General features: G+C 67.5%; 17 protein-coding genes and 2 pseudogenes. 7 read left to right on the top strand and 12 right to left on the bottom strand.

Annotated features, from left to right (window positions below; genetic code table 11):
- Nucleotides 1-3 precede the first annotated feature (3 nt).
- Together A5784_RS16275 and A5784_RS16270 are read right to left on the bottom strand one after the other, a co-directional pair.
- A complete protein-coding gene (locus A5784_RS16275; RefSeq protein ID WP_064945946.1) occupies nt 4-546 on the bottom strand; it encodes a polyadenylate-specific 3'-exoribonuclease AS in 543 nt (180 codons plus the stop codon).
- The gene (locus A5784_RS16270) at nt 546-1,406 is read right to left on the bottom strand and encodes a hypothetical protein (protein WP_064945945.1); all 861 of its coding nucleotides are present in this window, start codon (nt 1,404-1,406) and stop codon (nt 546-548) included. The genes A5784_RS16275 and A5784_RS16270 overlap by 1 nt, the downstream gene beginning before the upstream one ends.
- A gap of 83 nt (nt 1,407-1,489) precedes the next feature.
- Here A5784_RS16270 and A5784_RS16265 point away from each other — a divergent pair, with 83 nt between their 5' ends.
- Nucleotides 1,490-2,785, top strand: a complete 1,296-nt coding sequence (locus A5784_RS16265) for a glycosyltransferase family 87 protein (protein ID WP_064945944.1) — start codon at nt 1,490-1,492, stop codon at nt 2,783-2,785.
- 22 nt (nt 2,786-2,807) lie between these two features.
- On the opposite strand, the gene A5784_RS16260 is transcribed toward A5784_RS16265, so the two are convergent.
- From A5784_RS16260 to A5784_RS16240, 5 genes are all read right to left on the bottom strand, one after another.
- The gene (locus A5784_RS16260) at nt 2,808-3,536 is read right to left on the bottom strand and encodes a lysophospholipid acyltransferase family protein (protein WP_064945943.1); all 729 of its coding nucleotides are present in this window, start codon (nt 3,534-3,536) and stop codon (nt 2,808-2,810) included.
- An 86-nt stretch (nt 3,537-3,622) separates the two neighbouring features.
- Nucleotides 3,623-4,003, bottom strand: coding sequence for a hypothetical protein (locus tag A5784_RS16255; RefSeq protein WP_064945983.1), 381 nt, complete (start codon nt 4,001-4,003; stop codon nt 3,623-3,625).
- Nucleotides 4,000-5,241: an ArsA family ATPase gene (locus tag A5784_RS16250; protein WP_082944885.1), complete on the bottom strand. Its 1,242-nt coding sequence runs from the start codon at nt 5,239-5,241 to the stop codon at nt 4,000-4,002. The genes A5784_RS16255 and A5784_RS16250 overlap by 4 nt, the downstream gene beginning before the upstream one ends.
- A gap of 1 nt (nt 5,242) precedes the next feature.
- Nucleotides 5,243-5,680: an SRPBCC family protein gene (locus A5784_RS16245; protein WP_064945941.1), complete on the bottom strand. Its 438-nt coding sequence runs from the start codon at nt 5,678-5,680 to the stop codon at nt 5,243-5,245.
- An 82-nt stretch (nt 5,681-5,762) separates the two neighbouring features.
- A complete protein-coding gene (locus tag A5784_RS16240) occupies nt 5,763-6,152 on the bottom strand; it encodes a hypothetical protein (protein ID WP_064945940.1) in 390 nt (129 codons plus the stop codon).
- A 99-nt stretch (nt 6,153-6,251) separates the two neighbouring features.
- Between A5784_RS16240 and A5784_RS16235 the strand changes: the two genes are divergently transcribed.
- On the top strand, nt 6,252-8,048 hold the full coding sequence (locus tag A5784_RS16235) for an AMP-dependent synthetase/ligase (protein WP_064945939.1): 1,797 nt from the start codon (nt 6,252-6,254) through the stop codon (nt 8,046-8,048).
- A 21-nt stretch (nt 8,049-8,069) separates the two neighbouring features.
- Here the strand turns inward: A5784_RS16235 and pimB are convergent, their stop codons facing one another.
- From pimB to A5784_RS16215, 4 genes are all read right to left on the bottom strand, one after another.
- On the bottom strand, nt 8,070-9,209 hold the full coding sequence (gene pimB, locus A5784_RS16230; RefSeq protein WP_064945938.1) for a GDP-mannose-dependent alpha-(1-6)-phosphatidylinositol monomannoside mannosyltransferase: 1,140 nt from the start codon (nt 9,207-9,209) through the stop codon (nt 8,070-8,072).
- Between the two features lie 79 nt (nt 9,210-9,288).
- A complete protein-coding gene (locus A5784_RS16225; RefSeq protein ID WP_064945937.1) occupies nt 9,289-10,164 on the bottom strand; it encodes a hypothetical protein in 876 nt (291 codons plus the stop codon).
- Nucleotides 10,133-11,275, bottom strand: coding sequence for a peptidoglycan hydrolase RipC (gene ripC, locus A5784_RS16220; protein ID WP_064945936.1), 1,143 nt, complete (start codon nt 11,273-11,275; stop codon nt 10,133-10,135). The genes A5784_RS16225 and ripC overlap by 32 nt, the downstream gene beginning before the upstream one ends.
- Before the next feature lie 172 nt (nt 11,276-11,447).
- Complete coding sequence (locus A5784_RS16215) at nt 11,448-11,690, bottom strand: hypothetical protein (protein ID WP_064945935.1); 243 nt, start codon at nt 11,688-11,690, stop codon at nt 11,448-11,450.
- Between the two features lie 194 nt (nt 11,691-11,884).
- On the opposite strand from A5784_RS16215, the pseudogene A5784_RS16210 reads away from it, so the two are divergent.
- Nucleotides 11,885-13,693: pseudogene (locus A5784_RS16210) on the top strand (DEDD exonuclease domain-containing protein); the annotation flags it as partial.
- Here A5784_RS16210 and trpD read toward each other — a convergent pair.
- Nucleotides 13,631-14,725, bottom strand: coding sequence for an anthranilate phosphoribosyltransferase (gene trpD / locus A5784_RS37625; RefSeq protein WP_082944884.1), 1,095 nt, complete (start codon nt 14,723-14,725; stop codon nt 13,631-13,633). The pseudogene A5784_RS16210 and the gene trpD sit on opposite strands and share 63 nt — an antisense overlap.
- A 131-nt stretch (nt 14,726-14,856) precedes the next feature.
- Here trpD and ctaE point away from each other — a divergent pair, with 131 nt between their 5' ends.
- From ctaE to A5784_RS16190, 4 genes and pseudogenes are all read left to right on the top strand, one after another.
- Complete coding sequence (gene ctaE / locus A5784_RS16205; RefSeq protein WP_062830356.1) at nt 14,857-15,468, top strand: aa3-type cytochrome oxidase subunit III; 612 nt, start codon at nt 14,857-14,859, stop codon at nt 15,466-15,468.
- Between the two features lie 11 nt (nt 15,469-15,479).
- Entirely contained in the window at nt 15,480-16,310 is an 831-nt protein-coding gene (gene qcrC / locus A5784_RS16200; RefSeq protein WP_170064313.1) for a cytochrome bc1 complex diheme cytochrome c subunit, read from the top strand.
- Complete coding sequence (gene qcrA / locus A5784_RS16195) at nt 16,307-17,476, top strand: cytochrome bc1 complex Rieske iron-sulfur subunit (protein WP_064945933.1); 1,170 nt, start codon at nt 16,307-16,309, stop codon at nt 17,474-17,476. The genes qcrC and qcrA overlap by 4 nt, the downstream gene beginning before the upstream one ends.
- A pseudogene (locus A5784_RS16190) lies at nt 17,473-17,700 on the top strand (cytochrome bc1 complex cytochrome b subunit); the annotation flags it as partial. The gene qcrA and the pseudogene A5784_RS16190, both read left to right, overlap by 4 nt.

The following is a 17,700-nucleotide window of genomic DNA, read 5'->3' as shown; positions in this document are numbered from 1 at the left end:
CGTTCATGGTAGCCGCCGGTCAACACCTGTTTCTGCGGCCTGAGCGGAGTCACCGTGCGGCGCGGAACCTGTTCCGCTGATCAAGCGGAACCGCTCCAGGTTCTGCCGCGCGTCGACGAGAGCGTCGTGCGCATCGCGCGACCGCGGCGGCATCCGCGGCGAACCGCGGTCCTCCCAGAACTGGCGCAGCTCCCGCGTGAACCGTGGGATGGCCTGCGGCAGCTCGGTCATCGGGCCCCACAGCTGACACAACACCACGTGGTCGTAGGCACCCACCCAGGCCCACAGTTCGATCGGCTCGTCACCGTCGATGCCGAAGAACTCCTCGAGCTCCTCGCGAATCTGGCGGCGGGACCGCCACAGCTTCGACGACGGCGACGGCAACTTGGGCAACACGTGCTTACGGACCCAGCGGCCCGCCCGGTCCGGATCGAATTCCGTTGATATCGCGTAATACTCGCGCCCGTCTTCGGCCACCACGCCGATCGAGATCAGGTCGATGGTGCGGCCGTCGTCGATGAACTCGGTGTCATAGAAGTACCGCATCAGGCCACCTGCCCTGGCGCAGGCGCCGCGTGGATCTCCCGATCCAGCTCCTTGTCGACCGCAGCGTCGTCGGGAAACTTCGGCGTCCCGGCGATCGCGTCCTGGACCCACAACTTGGCCTGCACCACGGGACGACGCAACCAGCGCTCACGCTCCAGGGCGCGGCGCATCTTGCGGGGCCGGGTGGTGTACCGCCACCGCGCCCACGGCGCATGCGGCCGCGACAGCCTGATGGCGCCGACGAACAACAACGGGGTGATGAACATACCCACCAATCCGGTCCACACCTTGCCTTTGAGCAACACCACGACCGCGAGCAGCAGGGTGATCACCGCGACCACCACCACGACCGCCCGGGCGAACACGGTCTGATCCTCACGCCAGATATTGATATCGAAAAACGACAGCGGATTGAAACCCAGGATCAGCAGCCCCGCCACGGCCACCGCGGCGAACACCGCATCCACCGAGGTCCGGCCGTCCTCCTCCCAGTACACGTCGGACAGGTGAAGCACCAGCGCGAACTCGTCGAGCACCAGCGCCGCACCGATGCCGAAGAACGTCGAGGCCACGGCGAACTCGGGAACCCCGCCGCTGACCGACAGCGTCACCATCGTGATTCCCGAGAGCATCACCAGGATGATTCCGATCACCATGTGGTGAATGTGCATGCCGCCGCCCTGCGAAACCGAGATGTTGCGGGGTTGCCACCACTTGGGCGGCTTGTCGCTGTTGGCGTGCCGACGGATGTAACGCACCACGGTCCGGGTCACGAAGAACGTGAGGATGAACGCCACCAGGCAACACAGCAAGGGCAGGCGATCGCGAGTCACGAGGTAGAGGTGGGCGGTCACGTGCACGCTGAGAAAACTTACGCCGAGCAGAGCGCGCCGGGGCCGTGGATTCACCTGTGCCAGGTGGCCACCGATAGTCTGTTGAGGACATGAGTAAGCGGAAGGCGCCCGGCTGGGCTGGTTGGGCACCGACCATCGCATGGCGAATTTTCCAGCTGCTGACTTTGGCGGCGCTGGCCTGGGCGGGATACAAACTGCTCGGACACACGCCGTATCGGATCGACATCGACGTCTACCGGATGGGCGGACGGGCCTGGCTGGACGGTAAGCCGCTGTACTCCGACGGTGCCATCTTCCACACCCAGGGCGGGCTGGACCTGCCGTTCACCTATCCCCCGCTGGCCGCCATCTCGTTTGCCCCGTTCGCGTGGCTGTCCCTGCCTGCCGCCAGCGCCGCGATCACGCTGACCACGCTGGTGTTGCTGATCGCCTCGACCGTGATGGTGCTGACGCGACTGAACGTCTGGCCGCAGACGACGATCACGTCCGAACCGGCCTGGCTGCGGCGCTGCTGGCTGGCAGCCGCTGTGGTCGCCCCTGCGGTGGTCTACCTCGAGCCGATCCGGTCCAACTTCGAGTTCGGCCAGATCAACGTCGTGCTGATGACCCTGGTGATCGCCGACTGCGTGCCGCGGCGCACCCCGTGGCCGCGCGGTATCCTGCTGGGCCTGGCCATCGCGGTGAAGCTCACCCCCGCCGTGTTCCTGCTGTACTTCTTGTTGCGCCGCGACATCCGGACCCTGCTGTGGACCGCGGGCTCGACCGTCGTCGCGACACTCGCAGGCTTCGCACTGGCCGCTCGGGATTCGGTCGAGTACTGGACCGAAACCGTCCGCAACACCGACCGGATCGGCACCGCGACGCTGAACACCAACCAGAACATCGCGGGTGTGCTGGCTCGCCTGGGCCTCAGCGAGGGCCCCCGGTTCGTGCTGTGGGTGCTGTGCTGCCTGGCGGTGTTGGTGCTGACCGGGTGGGCCGCGCACCGCGCGCTGCGCATCGCAGCGGTCGATCCGGACATGTCCGACGCATCATCGATGCTGGCGTTGATCTGCGTGGCGATGTTCGGGCTCGTCGTCTCCCCGGTGTCGTGGTCACACCACTGGGTGTGGACGCTCCCGACGCTGCTGGTGACGGGGATCACCGCTTATCGCCTGCGCAACGCCGCACTGACCGCGGTGACGGTGGCCGGGGTGGCGTTGACGATCTGGACGCCCATCACCCTGATGTCACCGCACCACGAGACCGCCGCGTCACTGTGGCGGCAGCTGGTCGGCTGCTCCTATGTGTGGTGGGCGCTGGCCGTCATCCTGGCGACCGGGCTGACGTCGACGACGCACGCAGGCGACCGGACCAGCCACGCAGCCGTCGCGTCGTACCGGTAAACGTCGTACCGCTGACGCCGGCTCAGCCGGCGGCTGCCTGCGGAAGGCGCGCCGCGGGATTCCCCGCCGTAGCGCCGGCAGGGTTGCCCTTCACGTCCGCGGCGTACAGGTCGACGTACTCCTGACCGGACAGGCCCATCAGCTCGTACATCACCTCGTCGATCACCGCACGCTCGATGAATCGGTTACCGGCCAGGCCGTCGAAACGACTGAAATCCATCGGCTTGCCGAACCGCACCTCGACGCGGCCGAACTTCCACATCTTGCTCCCGGGCGGGTTCACCACATTGGTTCCGACCATCGCGACCGGAATCACCGGTACGCCGGTCTGCAGAGCCAGCCGGGCCAGGCCCGTCTTGCCCTTGTAGAGCCGTCCGTCCGGGGAGCGGGTGCCCTCGGGGTACATGCCGAGCAACTTGCCCTCGCTGAGGATGCGCTCGGCGGTGCTCAACGCGCTCTGCGCCGAATCGGCATCGGTCCGGTCGATCGGTACCTGTCCGGCCACCGTGTAGAACCACCGGGTGAACCAGCCCTTGATCCCGGTACCGGTGAAGTATTCGGCCTTGGCGAGGAAGGTGATCCGGCGGCTCACCACCAGTGGCAGATAGAAACTGTCTGCCACCGCCAAGTGGTTACTGGCGAGGATCACCGCACCGGACGCCGGAACATGTTCAAGCCCAGTGACTTTCGGTCGACCGAGCAAGGACAGCACGGGTCCCATGAAGATGAACTTGAAAAGCCAGTACCACATGGACCCTCCCCATCGGAATGCTCTGGGACAACTGTACTCAGGGGTTGTGGCGGCTACCACCGGACCGCCCGTCTGCGAGACCGGTCTCACTCTTCCACGGTGACGGGAATGTGCTGGTAGCGGCCGGGCCCTGCCGGGGGTGAATCGTCGGGCGACGGAGAATCAGGTCCTCCGTCAGGTCCCGAAGGTTCCGGGGTGTGCGAATCGTTGTCGAGCACCGCGCGGATCACCGTCAGCAGCGCCACACTGTGCTCGGCGATCACGCCGAGCAGTGGATGCTGTTCACCGTTGATGAGCGCCGCCAGCGCGCACACCGGGCACCACACCTGCTGGCATTTGCCCGGCGCCCCGGCCGCGCTGGCCGCCAAACCGGCCGCCGCGAGCCGCACCGCAGGGTCGAGCCGGTCGAGGATGGCCTGTGCCAACTCTCGTAGCTCCGGGCCCAGGTCGGGATGAGACCCACTCATGCCGGCCATACCTCCGGATCCGGTCGAAAACGCACCGTCAGCTCACTGCCTCGTAACTGGGCGTCCGTCACGATGCATCGCCGCAGCACAGACGCCAACCGAACCCGGCGTCGCACACCTGAAACACCGATGATCAAGTCGTCGCCGACCCGGCCAAGCGTCAGCGCGGATGAGTCGACCTGCGGCAACTCTAGCCGCAACCGGTAGACCGCCTCGAGCCCAGACCCCGATTCCCGGTCCACAACCGGACGAAGCGGCCCCGGCGGTGGCGTGCCGTCGCGGCGGCGGGCGCACTCGAGCAGCTCCCCCAGCGCCTTGGGACCGATCGGTTCCCCGGCCAGGTGCGGCACCATGACCAGCTGCACATCGCCGATGGACGCGGCGAGTTGGTCCAGCACGGTTCGCTGCTCGGCGATCCGTTCGGAGTACCAGTCGAACGCCGGATGCGCAGGAAGGTTCGAATACTCGAACGAATCATCCTGCACCAAAACCTGATTGACGATCAGCTCGGCCACACCCACGCCCATCAAGGCCAGTGAACCCAGCGTGCGGATCGCCTCGGCTGCCACCACCCGCTCGGCCGTGAGCACCAGATAGGCGCTCACCTGCTCGCTGTCGGTGATCAGGGAACTGAGCCGCGAGATGCCCGCATCGATGCGCTCGAGCACCTCGACGATGGCCGCGTTCTCGGCTCCGCCCGACAATCGGCGATGCCGAGGCCACGCGCGCTCCAGATACAGCCCGAACGTGGCAGGCAGGGTCAGCATCCGCAAGGCATCGGCGGTCGAGGCGCAGTCCACCACGACGTGGTCCCACCGACCCGATGCGGCGAGCTCACCCACCTCGTGCAGGCCCAGCACTTCCTGAATCCCCGGTAGCGCCGAAAGCTCCTCGGGCGCAACGTTTCCCAGATCCGATTCGGTGAACCGTTCGGACAGCGGCGTCGCCACCTCGACCCAGCGGGCCTCCAGCAGAGCCAGGGTGTCCAGTGCCAGGGCGTCGAGAAAACCGCCGCCGGCATCAGCGTCGTCGGCCAGGACCCTGGTGGGTGCCCGTTGCCCGGTCGGGGGCAGCACAGTGCCGAGGACATCACCCGTCGAATGCGCCTGGTCGGTGGACACGATGAGCACCCGCAGCCCGGCCCGGGCGTCACGCACCGCGGTCGCGGTTGCCAGCGTCGACTTGCCCACCCCGCCCTTGCCGACGAACAGGCTGATCCGCGCCCCATCACCGCTCAGGTCAGTGCACCTCGACTCGCTTCTTGAGGTCTTTGAGCGCGGTGTCGGTGAGCCGCCGTTCGGCCTTGCGCTTGAGCAGCCCGATCATCGGGATCATCAGATCGACCGATAGTTCATAGGTCACGTCCGTGCCGGATCCCTTGGGCGCCAAGCGATATGTCCCCTCCAGCGCCCGCAGCAACGAACTCGACTCCAACGTCCAGCTGACCGACGTGCGGTCAGCGGGCCATACGTAGGACAGCACCATGGTGTCCTTGAGCACCGCCGCGTCGAGGACCAGCCGGGCCTTTTTCGGCAGGCCGTTCTCGTCGACGTCGAGTACCTCGGCCTCCTTGTACTCGGCCACCCACTCCGGATAAGAGTCGATGTCGGCGATGACATCCATCACCGTCGACGGGTCGGCCTCGATATAGATGGTCTGCGCCGTCTTGTCGGCCACTGCACGCCCTTCTCCCCACCACGCGGAGTTGCCACCGCCTTCGCGGAGAAATCTACTCTCCCGCATCACGTGCGGGGCATTGTCAGACGAGGCGGGAAACCCCGATAGGTCGGGATGCCTCCAGCCGCTGCTTGATCTCGAATGCCATCGCCTTGCCCGCCACCCGGCGCTGGTGATTCAGCTTGGCCAGATCCATCTTGGCCAGTTCCCATGCCGCGGCACCTGCGGGTTCGGCGTGCAGGAAGTAATGCAGGATCACCCCGTCGAGCGCCTCTTCGAGCCAGACCTCCATGGTGCCGGTGAGGGCACCGGCAACGGTCCAGCGCTGCCCCTTCTCGGCGCGGTCCTCGATGACGGTGAGCCGCAGGTCCGGCCACCAGCGCCGCCAGTTGGCGGAATCGGCAACGGCACGCCCGACGTCGGCGGGATCTGCGCAGACGAAGGTCTCATCCGCGATCTGGACGCTGTTCATGAGCACCTAGCTTCACATATGCGCTGCGGAGTGATCGACGCGGCCGACTAGGCTTGTCGCGCGGAAGTTCTGCCACCGGCGACTAAGGGGCCCAAGATCGTGCGTGAGTACAGCGTTCCGGCAACGTTTCAGATCGGCGAACACGACACGGTTGTCGACGCCGTATACACCCATGAGCGCGAGGATCCCGACTACGTCATCTTCCAGCGGCTCGTCAACGGGGCCTGGACCGACGTCACCTGTGCGGAGGTCGCAGCACAGATCCGTTCGACCGCTTTGGGTTTGATTGCCGAAGGCGTACAGCCCGGCGACCGGGTCGCGATCCTGTCGGCCACCCGCTACGAATGGCCGATCATCGATTTCGCCATTTTGTCCGTCGGCGCAGTCACGGTGCCGATCTACGAGACCTCGGCGCCCGAGCAGATCCGCCACGTGCTGGACAACTCCTCGGCCGTGCTGGTGGTCGCCGAGACCGACGCCCATGCCGAACGGGTCGAAAAGCTGCGCGATCAGCTGCCCACTATCCGCAAGGTGCTGCGCGTCGACGGCACCGGCCCCGCCGCGCTGGACGCACTGGCCGAGGCGGGCTCGTCAACCGACCCCGCCGAGCTGGAAACCCGGCTGGCCGCGGTCAAGTCCTCCGATCCGGCCACCCTGATCTACACCTCGGGCACCACCGGTCTGCCCAAGGGCTGCCAGCTCACCCACGCCAATCTGCTCTCGGAGATCCACGGCGCCAAGGCCGCGTTCCCGGCGCTGCTGACCAAGGGCCAGCGGATGCTGGTGTTCCTGCCCCTGGCGCACGTGCTGTCGCGGGCGATCACCGTGGCCGCGTTCACCAACAAGGTGGCACTCGGGTTCAGCAGCGACATCAAGAACCTGGTCCCGATGTTCGGGGTGTTCAAGCCCACGCTGGTGGTGTCGGTGCCCCGGGTCTTCGAGAAGGTGTACAACACCGCCGAGCAGAATGCCCGGAACGACGGCAAGGGCTGGATCTTCGACCAGGCCGTTGCCACCGCGATCGAGTACAGCCAGGCGCTGGACACCGGTGGTGCGGGCGTGGTGCTCAAGCTCAAGCACGCGCTGTTCGACAAGCTGGTGTACGGCAAGCTGCGGGCGGCACTCGGCGGGGACTGCCGCGCGTCGATCTCGGGTGGTGCACCGCTGGGCGCACGGCTCGGGCACTTCTACCGCGGCGTCGGCCTGACCATCTACGAGGGCTACGGGCTGACCGAGACCAGCGCGGCCATCACCGTCAACCAGATCGGCGCACTCAAGGTCGGCTCGGTCGGAAAGTTGTTGCCCGGCAACAGCATGCGGCTCGCCGATGACGGTGAGCTGCTGGTCAAGGGCGGCGTGGTGTTCAACGGCTACTGGCACAACGAACAGGCCACGGCCGAGGCCATCGAAGACGGCTGGTTCCACACGGGCGATCTCGGCGCCATCGACGACGACGGCTTCCTGACCATCGTGGGCCGCAAGAAGGAGATCATCGTCACCGCGGGCGGCAAGAACGTCGCCCCCGCCATCCTGGAAGACCGGCTGCGGGCGCACCCGCTGATCAGCCAGGCCATGTGCGTCGGCGACCAGCAGCCCTTCATCGCCGCGCTGATCACCATCGACCCGGAGGCGTTCGAGGGCTGGAAGCAGCGCAATGGCAAGGATGCCGCGGCCACCGTGGCCGACCTGGCCGACGATCCGGATCTGGTTTCCGAGATCGACCTGGCGGTCAAGGAGGCCGACGAGGCGGTGTCCAAGGCCGAGGCGATCCGCAAGTTCCGCATCCTGCCCGTGGACTTCACCGAGGAGACCGGCGAGCTGACGCCGACGCTGAAGGTCAAGCGCAAGGTCGTCGCGGAGAAGTTCGCCGACGACATCGCGGCGCTCTACAACTGAGCGCCGCGGGCGGTAATCGGCTCAGCCGGACAGCAACTCGGCGAGGCGGGCGCCCTTGGCCCGCCACTGCCAGTTGTCCACCGCCCAGTGCCTGCCTGCGACGCCCATGGCGGCGGCCCGTCCCGGATCGTCCAACAGGTCGCCGACCGCGGTCACGATCGCGGTGACGTCGGTGCCGTCAACGACGGTGCCGGTTTCCCCGTCGAGCACGGTTTCGGGTGCCCCACCGGAGGTTCCGGCGACCACCGGCACGCCACTGGCCGAGGCCTCCAGGTAGACGATGCCAAGACCCTCGACGTCCAACCCGGCGCCCCGCGTGCGGCACGGCATCGCGAACACGTCCGCCATGGCGTGATGGGCGGGCAGTTCGTCGCTCGGCACGCCGCCGGTGAACACCACATGCTCGGCGACGTCGCACTCGCGTGCCAACTGCTTGAGCTTGTCGAGATACGGCCCACCGCCGACGACGACCAGAATGGTGCCGGGCACTCGCCGCCGGATCGCAGGCAGCGCCCGGATGAGCATGTCCTGCCCCTTACGCGGTACCAGTCGCGACAGGCACACCACCACGGGGCTGCCGCCAAGGCCGTAGCGCTTGCGCATATCGGCGCGGGCTGCCGGATCAGGCTGGAACCGATCGGTGTCGACGCCGGGCGGCAGGTGTTCGAGAGCGGCGCGGGGTCCGAACGCCGAGGCGAACCGTCCCCGGGTGTAGTGGCTGACGAACGTCACGACGTCAGCGTCGTCGCCGATGCGGCGCAGCGCGCTGCGGGCCAGCGGCAGCATCGACCAGCCCACCTCGTGCCCGTGAGTGCTTGCGACCACCCGGCTCGCCCCGGCCCGCCGCGCCAACGGTCCCAGCAGGGCCAGTGGTGCGGCCGCACCGAACCAGACCGTGTCGATGCCGTGTTCCCCGATGAGTCGGCACATCCGCGTCGCGACCGTCGGCTCCGGGATCATCAGCGTGGTCGGGTGCCGGACCACCTGGTAGGCGGACGAGGCGGCCTCGTCATAGGCCTCGGCGCCTTTCCATTTCGGCGCGTAGACCGTCAAGCGGTGCTCACCCGAACTCGTCAACTGCCCGACGAACGCCTCGAGATATGACTGGATGCCCCCACGACGCGGCGGAAAATCGTTGGTGACCAACAGAACCCGCGTCATTGTGCCCTCACCTTACACATCGGCGATCAGGCCGCGCACGTGAGGAGCACGGTCAGGCCGCGCACGTGAGGAGCACCAATCAAGCTGGGCGGCTGAGCCACTGCCGCCAACCGGCGAGTACCTGATCAAGATCGACCCCCAGCACATCGTGCACCGCGGTGCCCACGTCGGGATGACCGAATCCGCAGGCACGCAGATACAGCTCACGCAACGCACGCGGGCCGTATCGGTCGGCCACGTAGCGACTGAACCACCAGGCCCGGTCATAGGCGAGCGATCTCGCGGCACCGATCGCGTCCAGGTCGGCATCGGTGGGCAACTGGGCCAGCTCGGCGGCGCGCGTCGGGCCCGGGAGCGGTTCGGCGGGGCGCCCGACGTAGTCGGCGACGCCCTCGGTGAGCCAGCGGGGCGCGTCCGGCGCGGTACGCGCCCTCGCCGCGTAGTGGAACAGTTCGTGGCGCAGCACGATTCGCAGCGCGGGCCTGCTCATGTCGGCAGCCCCCGGGGCGAACATGATGCGCTGCGCCGTCGTGGTCGCGGCGATGTCCTCTGCGCCGCCGGCCAGCACCCGGAATTGGTTGTCTGATCCAGCGACGACCAGGTTGATCTCGTGGGGCCAATCGGGGCCCCAGAAGCCGGTGACGACTGTCGCGGCCGTACCCAGTTCGGTGTCGAGGCGGCCCAGCAGAGCCGCGGTGCGTTCACCACCCAACCCGAGCAGCTGCGCCGTGCGGCCGCCGGGCAGGACCACCGACATCACGGGATCCGGGTCGCTGACGGCGGGAACCATGCCGACCGCGGGCAGTGCCGACGGCGTGGGTGCCGGCGATTGTGCCGGCGCAGCGGCGGGCCACAGCACTGCGGCCGCCACGATCAGCTCAGCCAGTAAAGCGGTGCCCAGAACCGGCCGAGAGAAGGACGGATCAGTACCGACGGATGTCGTAGATCGGCGCATTGTTGACCGGTGCGACCCGAACGGGGACGCCATAGGTCGACGCGTGCACCATCATTCCGTCGCCGATGTAGATGCCGACATGCGAGGCATCCGAGTAGTACGTCACGAGGTCGCCAGGCTGGATCTGGTCCATGGAGACCGGCTGTCCACCCGCGGCCAAGGCCTGGCTGGAGTGCGGCAGCGAGATGCCTGCCTGCTGGAAGGACCACATCACCAGACCCGAGCAGTCGAACGAGCCCGGGCCTGCCGCACCCCAGGAGTACGGCGAGCCGATACGGCTCAGCGCGGCCTGGATGACCGTTGCCGAATGCCCGCTACCACCGGGCGTCGCGGCCTCCGGCGGTGCGACGTCGCCGGGCGGGATGCCGTCGGGTGCAGAGGCCTGGATGCTGGGATCCTGTGCCGGTGGCAACGCCTCCGGAGCTGGTGGCGGCGGGGCGACCGGCGCGGGCGGCGTTGCCGCGAGCGCTTCGCGCTGCCCCGGGGTGAGGGCCTGGTACTGCGACTTGACGATGGCGATCTGCACCTGCAGCTGGCTTTGCTTGGATTGCAGATCCGCGCGCACTGCGGCGGCCTGTTCGGCCGCGGTCTTCGCATCGGCAGCGGACTTGGCCGACTCCGCCTCGGCGTCAGCGGCCTTCTTGCCGATCTCGCGGTAGTTCTGCATCTGCCCGGCCATCTCGGCGGCCATCACGCGCTGGACGGCGAGTTGATCGATCAGCTGCTGCGGCGAGTCGGCGGTCAGCATCGCGTCGAAGCCCGACGTCCGGCCACCCATATACTGCGCCGCGGCTACCTTGTCGACAGCAGTCTGAAAGGTTGCCAGCTGAGCCTTGGCCGTGTCGACAGCCGCGATGTCATCGGCATGCTTCTTGTCCGCAACCTCTTGTGCCACAAGCTTTTTGTTCAGGTCGATTTGTGCCGAGTGCATCGCCTCGGTAGTCTGCTCGGCCTGCCGAGATAACTCATTGAGCTTTGCCAGAGCGTCCTGCGCAGGGTCCGCCTGCGCAGCGCCGGCAAGAAGTCCGGCCATTACGGTCAAGCCCGCGATTGCACCTGCAATGGGTCGCTTGACACGACTTGTGGGCCCGTGCGCGCGGTCGTGCCTCAAGTTTTCGTCCTCACAACTGGCGTTAGCGAGCCGCCTCGAACTGCTCTTAGGTCTCAGATAGGTTACGAAACGGCATCGGTCTTGTCCAACAGGAGATGGAAATCTCCGACGGGAGATGCAAATCTAACAGCCTCAGAGGAATATTTTCCTGTGCAACCGGCGATGCGTGTCGTCAGGCGACCCCGGGTGTGCCGTTGCGGTGAATCGGCACGAGCCTCAATCGCGGGGCCAATCCCGCATCTGCCAGCACTTCCAGCGCCCGGCGCTCGTCGTCCAGCAACGTTTCAGGCACGCCGAGCAATACGCTGACAACGCAGTCCTGACAGCCGGGACCGCGGACCGCGCAGTCGTCGCAGTCGATGGTCACGCTGCCGATGTCAGGCGCGGGCCTGCCGGGCTGGTGCGCAGATGTCATCTTGACCGTCCTCTCGATCGGTGTTAAGCGCACGCTAACGGGGGCCACCGACAAGTAGCGGAGCGGATTGGAGCGATGAACCCGACAAGTAGCGGAGCGGATTGGAGCGATGAACCCGACAAGTAGCGGAGCGGATTGGAGCGACCGGCGCGGCGGCCGCGCGTTGTCGGTGGTTGTGCCTAGCGTCTTGTGCCATGGGCCAGCGCCGCGTTGCCGACATCGGGCAGCTGCCGTTGGACTTCGAGAACGAGTTGGAGGCGGTCAGCCTCGCGGACACGACTTTCGTGGTGGTCGACCTGGAGACCACGGGCGGGCGGGCCACTGCGACGCAGGCGGGCGGCGGCTACGACGCCATCACCGAGATCGGTGCAGTCAAGGTGCGCGGCGGAGAGGTGCTCGGTGAGCTGGCCACCCTGATCGACCCCGGCCGGGCCATTCCGCCGCAGATCGTCCAATTGACCGGCATCACAACGGCCATGGTGCGCGACGCACCCCGAATCGACAGCGTCCTGCCCGCGTTCCTCGAGTTCTCCCGGGGCGCGGTGCTGGTGGCGCACAACGCCGGGTTCGACATCGGCTTCCTGCGCGCGGCAGCGCAACGGGCTCAGCTGCCGTGGCCGCGCCCGCCGGTGCTGTGCACGGTGAAGCTGGCCCGCCGTGTCCTCACGCGCGACGAAGCGCCGAGCGTTCGGCTCGGGGCGCTGGCCCAGCTGTTCGGCGCATCCACCACGCCGACGCACCGCGCCCTCGACGATGCCCGGGCCACCGTCGACGTTCTGCATGGGCTGATCGAGCGGGTCGGCAATCAGGGCATCCACACCTACGCCGATCTGCGGTCGTACCTGCCCAACACCACGCCTGCGCAGCGCCGCAACCGGGCATTGGCCGACCGGCTGCCGAACCGGCCCGGGGTGTATCTGTTCCGCGGGCCGTCCGACGAGGTCCTCTATGTCGGCACCGCCGTTGACCTGCGCCGCCGGGTCCGCCAGTACTTCACCGGCGCCGACCCCCGGGCCAGGATGAAGGAGATGACGTCGTTGGCCCGCGCGGTCGACCACGTCGAGTGCGCACACGAGCTGGAGGCCGGGGTACGCGAGCTGCGGCTGTTGGCCGCCCACGCGCCGCCCTACAACCGGCGGTCCAAGTTTCCGCAGCGCTGGTGGTGGCTGGCGCTCACCGATGAGGCGTTCCCGCGCTTCTCGGTCGTGCGAAACCCGGGGCAGCGCACCGCCGTCGGGCCGTTCTCCGCCCGCGCCGACGCCGCGCTGACCGGCGACCTGTTGGCCCGGTTCACCGGGATTCGTACGTGCACCGCCCGTTTCGGCGCCGCGGCTGCGCACCGGTGCCCGGAACGCGAGCTGTCACCGTGTCCGGCACCCCAGGGCGTCGACGCGGCCGCCTATGCCGCCGCTCCCGAGCGCGCCGGCGCGCTGATCGACGGGACCGCAAGCGCGCCACTGGCGGCCGTGCTGGCCCATATCGACGAGCTCGCCGCAGCCAACCGTTACGAGACCGCGGCCCGGATGCGTGACCACGCCGCAGCGGCCATCGAGACACTGTGGCGGGGTCAGCGGCTGCGGGCCCTGGTCGCCGTGCCGGAGCTGATCGCAGCGCGCAGCGACGGCAACGGCGGCTGGCAGCTGACGGTCATCCGGTCCGGTCAGCTGGCCGCGGCGGGTAATGCCGCCCGCGGGGTTCCGCCGATGCCGGTCGTGGACGCGCTGTGCGCGGCGGCTCAGGTGGTGCTACCGGGCAGCGGGCCGCTCGGCGGTGCGCTCGTCGAGGAAACGGCGCTCATCGCCCGCTGGCTTGCGCAGCCCGGGGTTCGGATCGTTCGGGCCGACGTGGGTTACGCGACGCCGCGGGAGTCGGCGGGCCGCTACGCACAGTGGGCGGCGACGGCGAGGTCGGCCCGGCTGGCGGCCCAGAAAGATCTGGCCTCAGAGTTGCTGACCGAACCGCACCCATCGCGCGAGCAGTTGTTCGGCCGCGCCCGAGTCGATGGCCTCGGCGGCTCGAGCCAAACCGGACTCCCACGCAGGAACCCACTTGGCATCGCTGGCTAGCCCGGCGTGGGCCACCATCGCCCCCGCCGCGTTGAGCACCACCGCGTCGCGCACCGGGCCCTTGGCCCCGCCCAGGACGGCTCGCGCCTCGGCGGCGTTGGTGGCGGCGTCACCGCCGACGAGTTCGGTGATCTCCGCGCGGGCGAAGCCGAAGGCGGCGGGGTCGAACGTCAGGCGTTCCACGGTGCCCGCCTGCACGCGCCAAATGGTGCTGGTGGTCGTGGTGGTGAGCTCGTCAAGGCCGTCGTCGCCGTGGACCACGAGCACGCTGGAGCCGCGGGCCGCGAAGACGCCTGCCATCACCTCGGCCAGGTCAGCCCATGCGCAACCGATCAGGCCGGCCCGTGGCCGGGCCGGGTTGGTCAGCGGCCCAAGCAGATTGAAGACCGTCGGCACACCGATCTCGCGGCGCACCACCGACGCGTGCCGGTAGGACGGGTGGAACTGCGGCGCGAACGCGAAGCCGATGCCCACCTCGTCGACGCTGCGGGCCAGATCGTCGGCGCCCAGGTCGATCTTGACGCCGAGCGCTTCGAGCGTGTCCGCCCCGCCGGACAGCGACGATGCCGCGCGGTTGCCGTGTTTGACGACCGGGACGCCGCACGCGGCCACCACGATGGCCGCCATCGTGGAGAGGTTCACGGTGTTTGCTCCGTCGCCGCCGGTACCGACGATGTCGACGGTCTCGGTGCCGATCCGGTCGGTGGGCACCAGGCGGGCGTGAGACAGCATGTTGTCGGCCAGCTCGCCCACTTCTGCAGAGGTCGGCCGTTTCATCTTCATGGCGACCGCGAAACCGGCGATCTGCGCGGGAGTCGCCGCGCCCGTCATGATCTGGTCCATCGCCCATGTCGCATGCCCGTTGGGCAGGCTCTGCCCTGTGGTCAGCCGCCCCAGAACGTGCGACCACGTCGGCGCTCCGGCGGGGCGAGACGGGGACGAGGACGGCTGTGAAGATGCGGTGACCACTGCCGAATGTTATCGCCCGGCCTGATCGCACCCGACGATCCGCCCGGATCAGCCCGCACTGCGCGACACGAATCCGACCAATTGCTCGACCCGGGTGGAGTTCGACAACTACAAAGCGTCATACTTGCGGGGTGACGAGCGCTGTAGGCACCTCGGGAACCGCCATCACCTCGCGTGTTCATTCGCTGAACCGCCCGAATATGGTGAGTGTTGGCACCATAGTATGGCTTTCCAGTGAGTTGATGTTCTTTGCTGGGCTGTTTGCGATGTACTTCACGGCCCGCGCCCAGGCAGATGGCGTGTGGCCACCACCACCCACGCACCTGAACCTCGCCGAGGCAGTGCCGGTGACGCTGGTGCTGATCGCGTCGTCGTTCACCTGCCAGATGGGCGTGTTCGCCGCCGAGCGCGGTGACGTGTTCGGCCTGCGCCGGTGGTACGTCCTGACGTTCTTCATGGGCGCATTCTTCGTCGGTGGCCAGGCGTACGAGTACTTCATGCTCGTCCACGAGGGCACCACGATCCCCAGCAGCGCCTACGGCTCGGTGTTCTACCTGGCGACCGGTTTCCACGGCATGCACGTGATCGGCGGTCTGGTTGCGTTCATCTTCCTGCTCGCGCGCACCAAGATGAGTAAGTTCACTCCCGCGCAGGCCACCGCGGCGATCGTCGTCTCGTACTACTGGCACTTCGTCGACATCGTGTGGATCGCACTGTTCGCCACCATCTACTTCGTCCGCTAGTCGGACGGCCGATGAGTCCGATGAGAAGGAGTTCGATGACCAGCAAGTCGCGCCGTCGGCTGCGCCGGCGATTGTCAGCAGGCCTACTGCTGTTGATCGGTCTGGCAGTCGCGGGGGGTGTGGCGGCAACGCTGACGCCGACACCGCAGGTAGCGGTCGCTGATGAATCACAGTCGGCCCTGCTGCGCACCGGCAAGCAGCTGTTTGACACGTCCTGCGTGTCTTGCCATGGCGCCAACCTGCAGGGCGTTCCCGACCGTGGGCCCAGCCTGATCGGTACCGGCGAGGCCGCCGTGTACTTCCAGGTGTCCACCGGCCGCATGCCCGCCATGCGCGGCGAGGCCCAGGCCCCGCGTAAGCCCGAGCACTTCGACGAGTCCCAGATCGACGCGTTGGGTGCCTACGTGCAGGCCAACGGCGGCGGCCCGACCGTCGTCCGCGACGCCAACGGTGGGGTTGCCCAGGAGTCGCTGATCGGTCCGAACGTCGCCCGCGGTGGCGATCTGTTCCGCCTCAACTGCGCGTCGTGCCACAACTTCACCGGCAAGGGCGGCGCGCTGTCCTCCGGTAAGTACGCACCGGATCTCGGCGAGGCCAACCCGGCCCAGATCTACACCGCGATGCTGACCGGTCCGCAGAACATGCCCAAGTTCTCCGACCGCCAGCTCTCGCCCGAGGAGAAGCGCGACATCGTGGCTTACGTCCGCGAGTCGGCCGAGACCCCGAGCTACGGCGGGTACGGCCTCGGCGGCTTCGGCCCCGCGCCCGAAGGCATGGCGATGTGGATCATCGGAATCGTCGCGGCCATCGGCATCGCGATGTGGATCGGAGCACGCGCATGAGCGCCAATACCCCAGAAGGCACGCCGACCGACGCCGAACTGGCGTCGATGACGCGTGAGGAGCTCGTCGAACTCGGCGGCAAGATCGACGGCGTCGAGACCATCTTCAAGGAGCCGCGCTGGCCGGTTCCGGGGACCAAGGCCGAGAAGCGCTCTGAGCGTCTGGTCGCGTACTGGCTTCTGCTGGGCGGACTTTCGGGCCTGGCCCTGCTGCTGGTGTTCATCTTCTGGCCGTGGGAGTACAAGCCCTTCGGTTCCGAGGGCCAGTTCCTGTACTCGCTGGCAACCCCGCTGTACGGCCTGACCTTCGGTCTGTCGGTCCTGGCCATCGGCGTCGGCGCCGTGCTGTTCCAGAAGAGGTTCATCCCCGAGGAAATCTCGATCCAGGACCGCCACGACGGGCAGTCCACCGAGGTGGCCCGCAAGACCGTCGCTGCCAACCTGACCGACGCTCTTGAGGGCTCGACCATCAAGCGGCGCAAGCTCATCGGTCTGTCGATGGGTATCGGTCTCGGTGCGTTCGGCGCAGGCACCCTGGTGGCGTTCATCGGTGGTCTGATCAAGAACCCGTGGAAGCCGGTCGTTCCCACCGCCAACGGCAAGGAAGCCGTGCTGTGGACCTCGGGCTGGACGCCGCGGTTCCACGGCGAAACGATCTACCTCGCTCGCGCCACCGGCGTTCCCGGCTCCTCGCCATTCGTCAAGATGCGGCCTGAGGACCTGGACGCGGGCGGTATGGAAACCGTGTTCCCTTGGCGCGAAGAGGACGGCGACGGCACCACGGTCGAGTCCAACCACAAGCTGACCGAGATCGCCATGGGCGTGCGCAACCCCGTCATGCTGATCCGCATCAAGCCGGCGGACATGCACCGCGTGGTCAAGCGCAAGGGTCAGGAGAGCTTCAACTTCGGTGAGCTGTTCGCCTTCACCAAGGTGTGCTCGCACCTGGGCTGCCCCTCGTCGCTGTACGAGCAGCAGACCTACCGCATCCTGTGCCCGTGCCACCAGTCGCAGTTCGACGCGTTGCACTTCGCCAAGCCCATCTTCGGTCCGGCTGCGCGCGCGTTGGCGCAGCTGCCCATCACCATTGACAAAGACGGCTACCTGGTTGCCAACGGCAACTTCATCGAGCCCGTCGGACCGGCATTCTGGGAGCGCAAATCATGAGCCCTGACCTTGCCAAGATGGCTGCCGCGCAAGGCAATGCGATCGACTCGCGGTATCACCCGTCGGCGGCGGTACGCCGTCAGCTGAACAAGGTGTTCCCCACCCACTGGTCGTTCCTGCTGGGTGAGATCGCCCTGTACAGCTTCATCGTGCTGCTGATCACCGGTGTGTGGCTGACCCTGTTCTTCGACCCGTCGATGGCCGAGGTCACCTACAACGGTGTG

Origin of the sequence: Mycobacterium sp. 852013-50091_SCH5140682 (assembly GCF_001665685.1) — a bacterium.
Classification (GTDB): domain Bacteria; phylum Actinomycetota; class Actinomycetes; order Mycobacteriales; family Mycobacteriaceae; genus Mycobacterium.
Note: the sequence above shows the minus strand (reverse complement) of the source record. Positions and strands in the feature narration are given on the sequence as shown.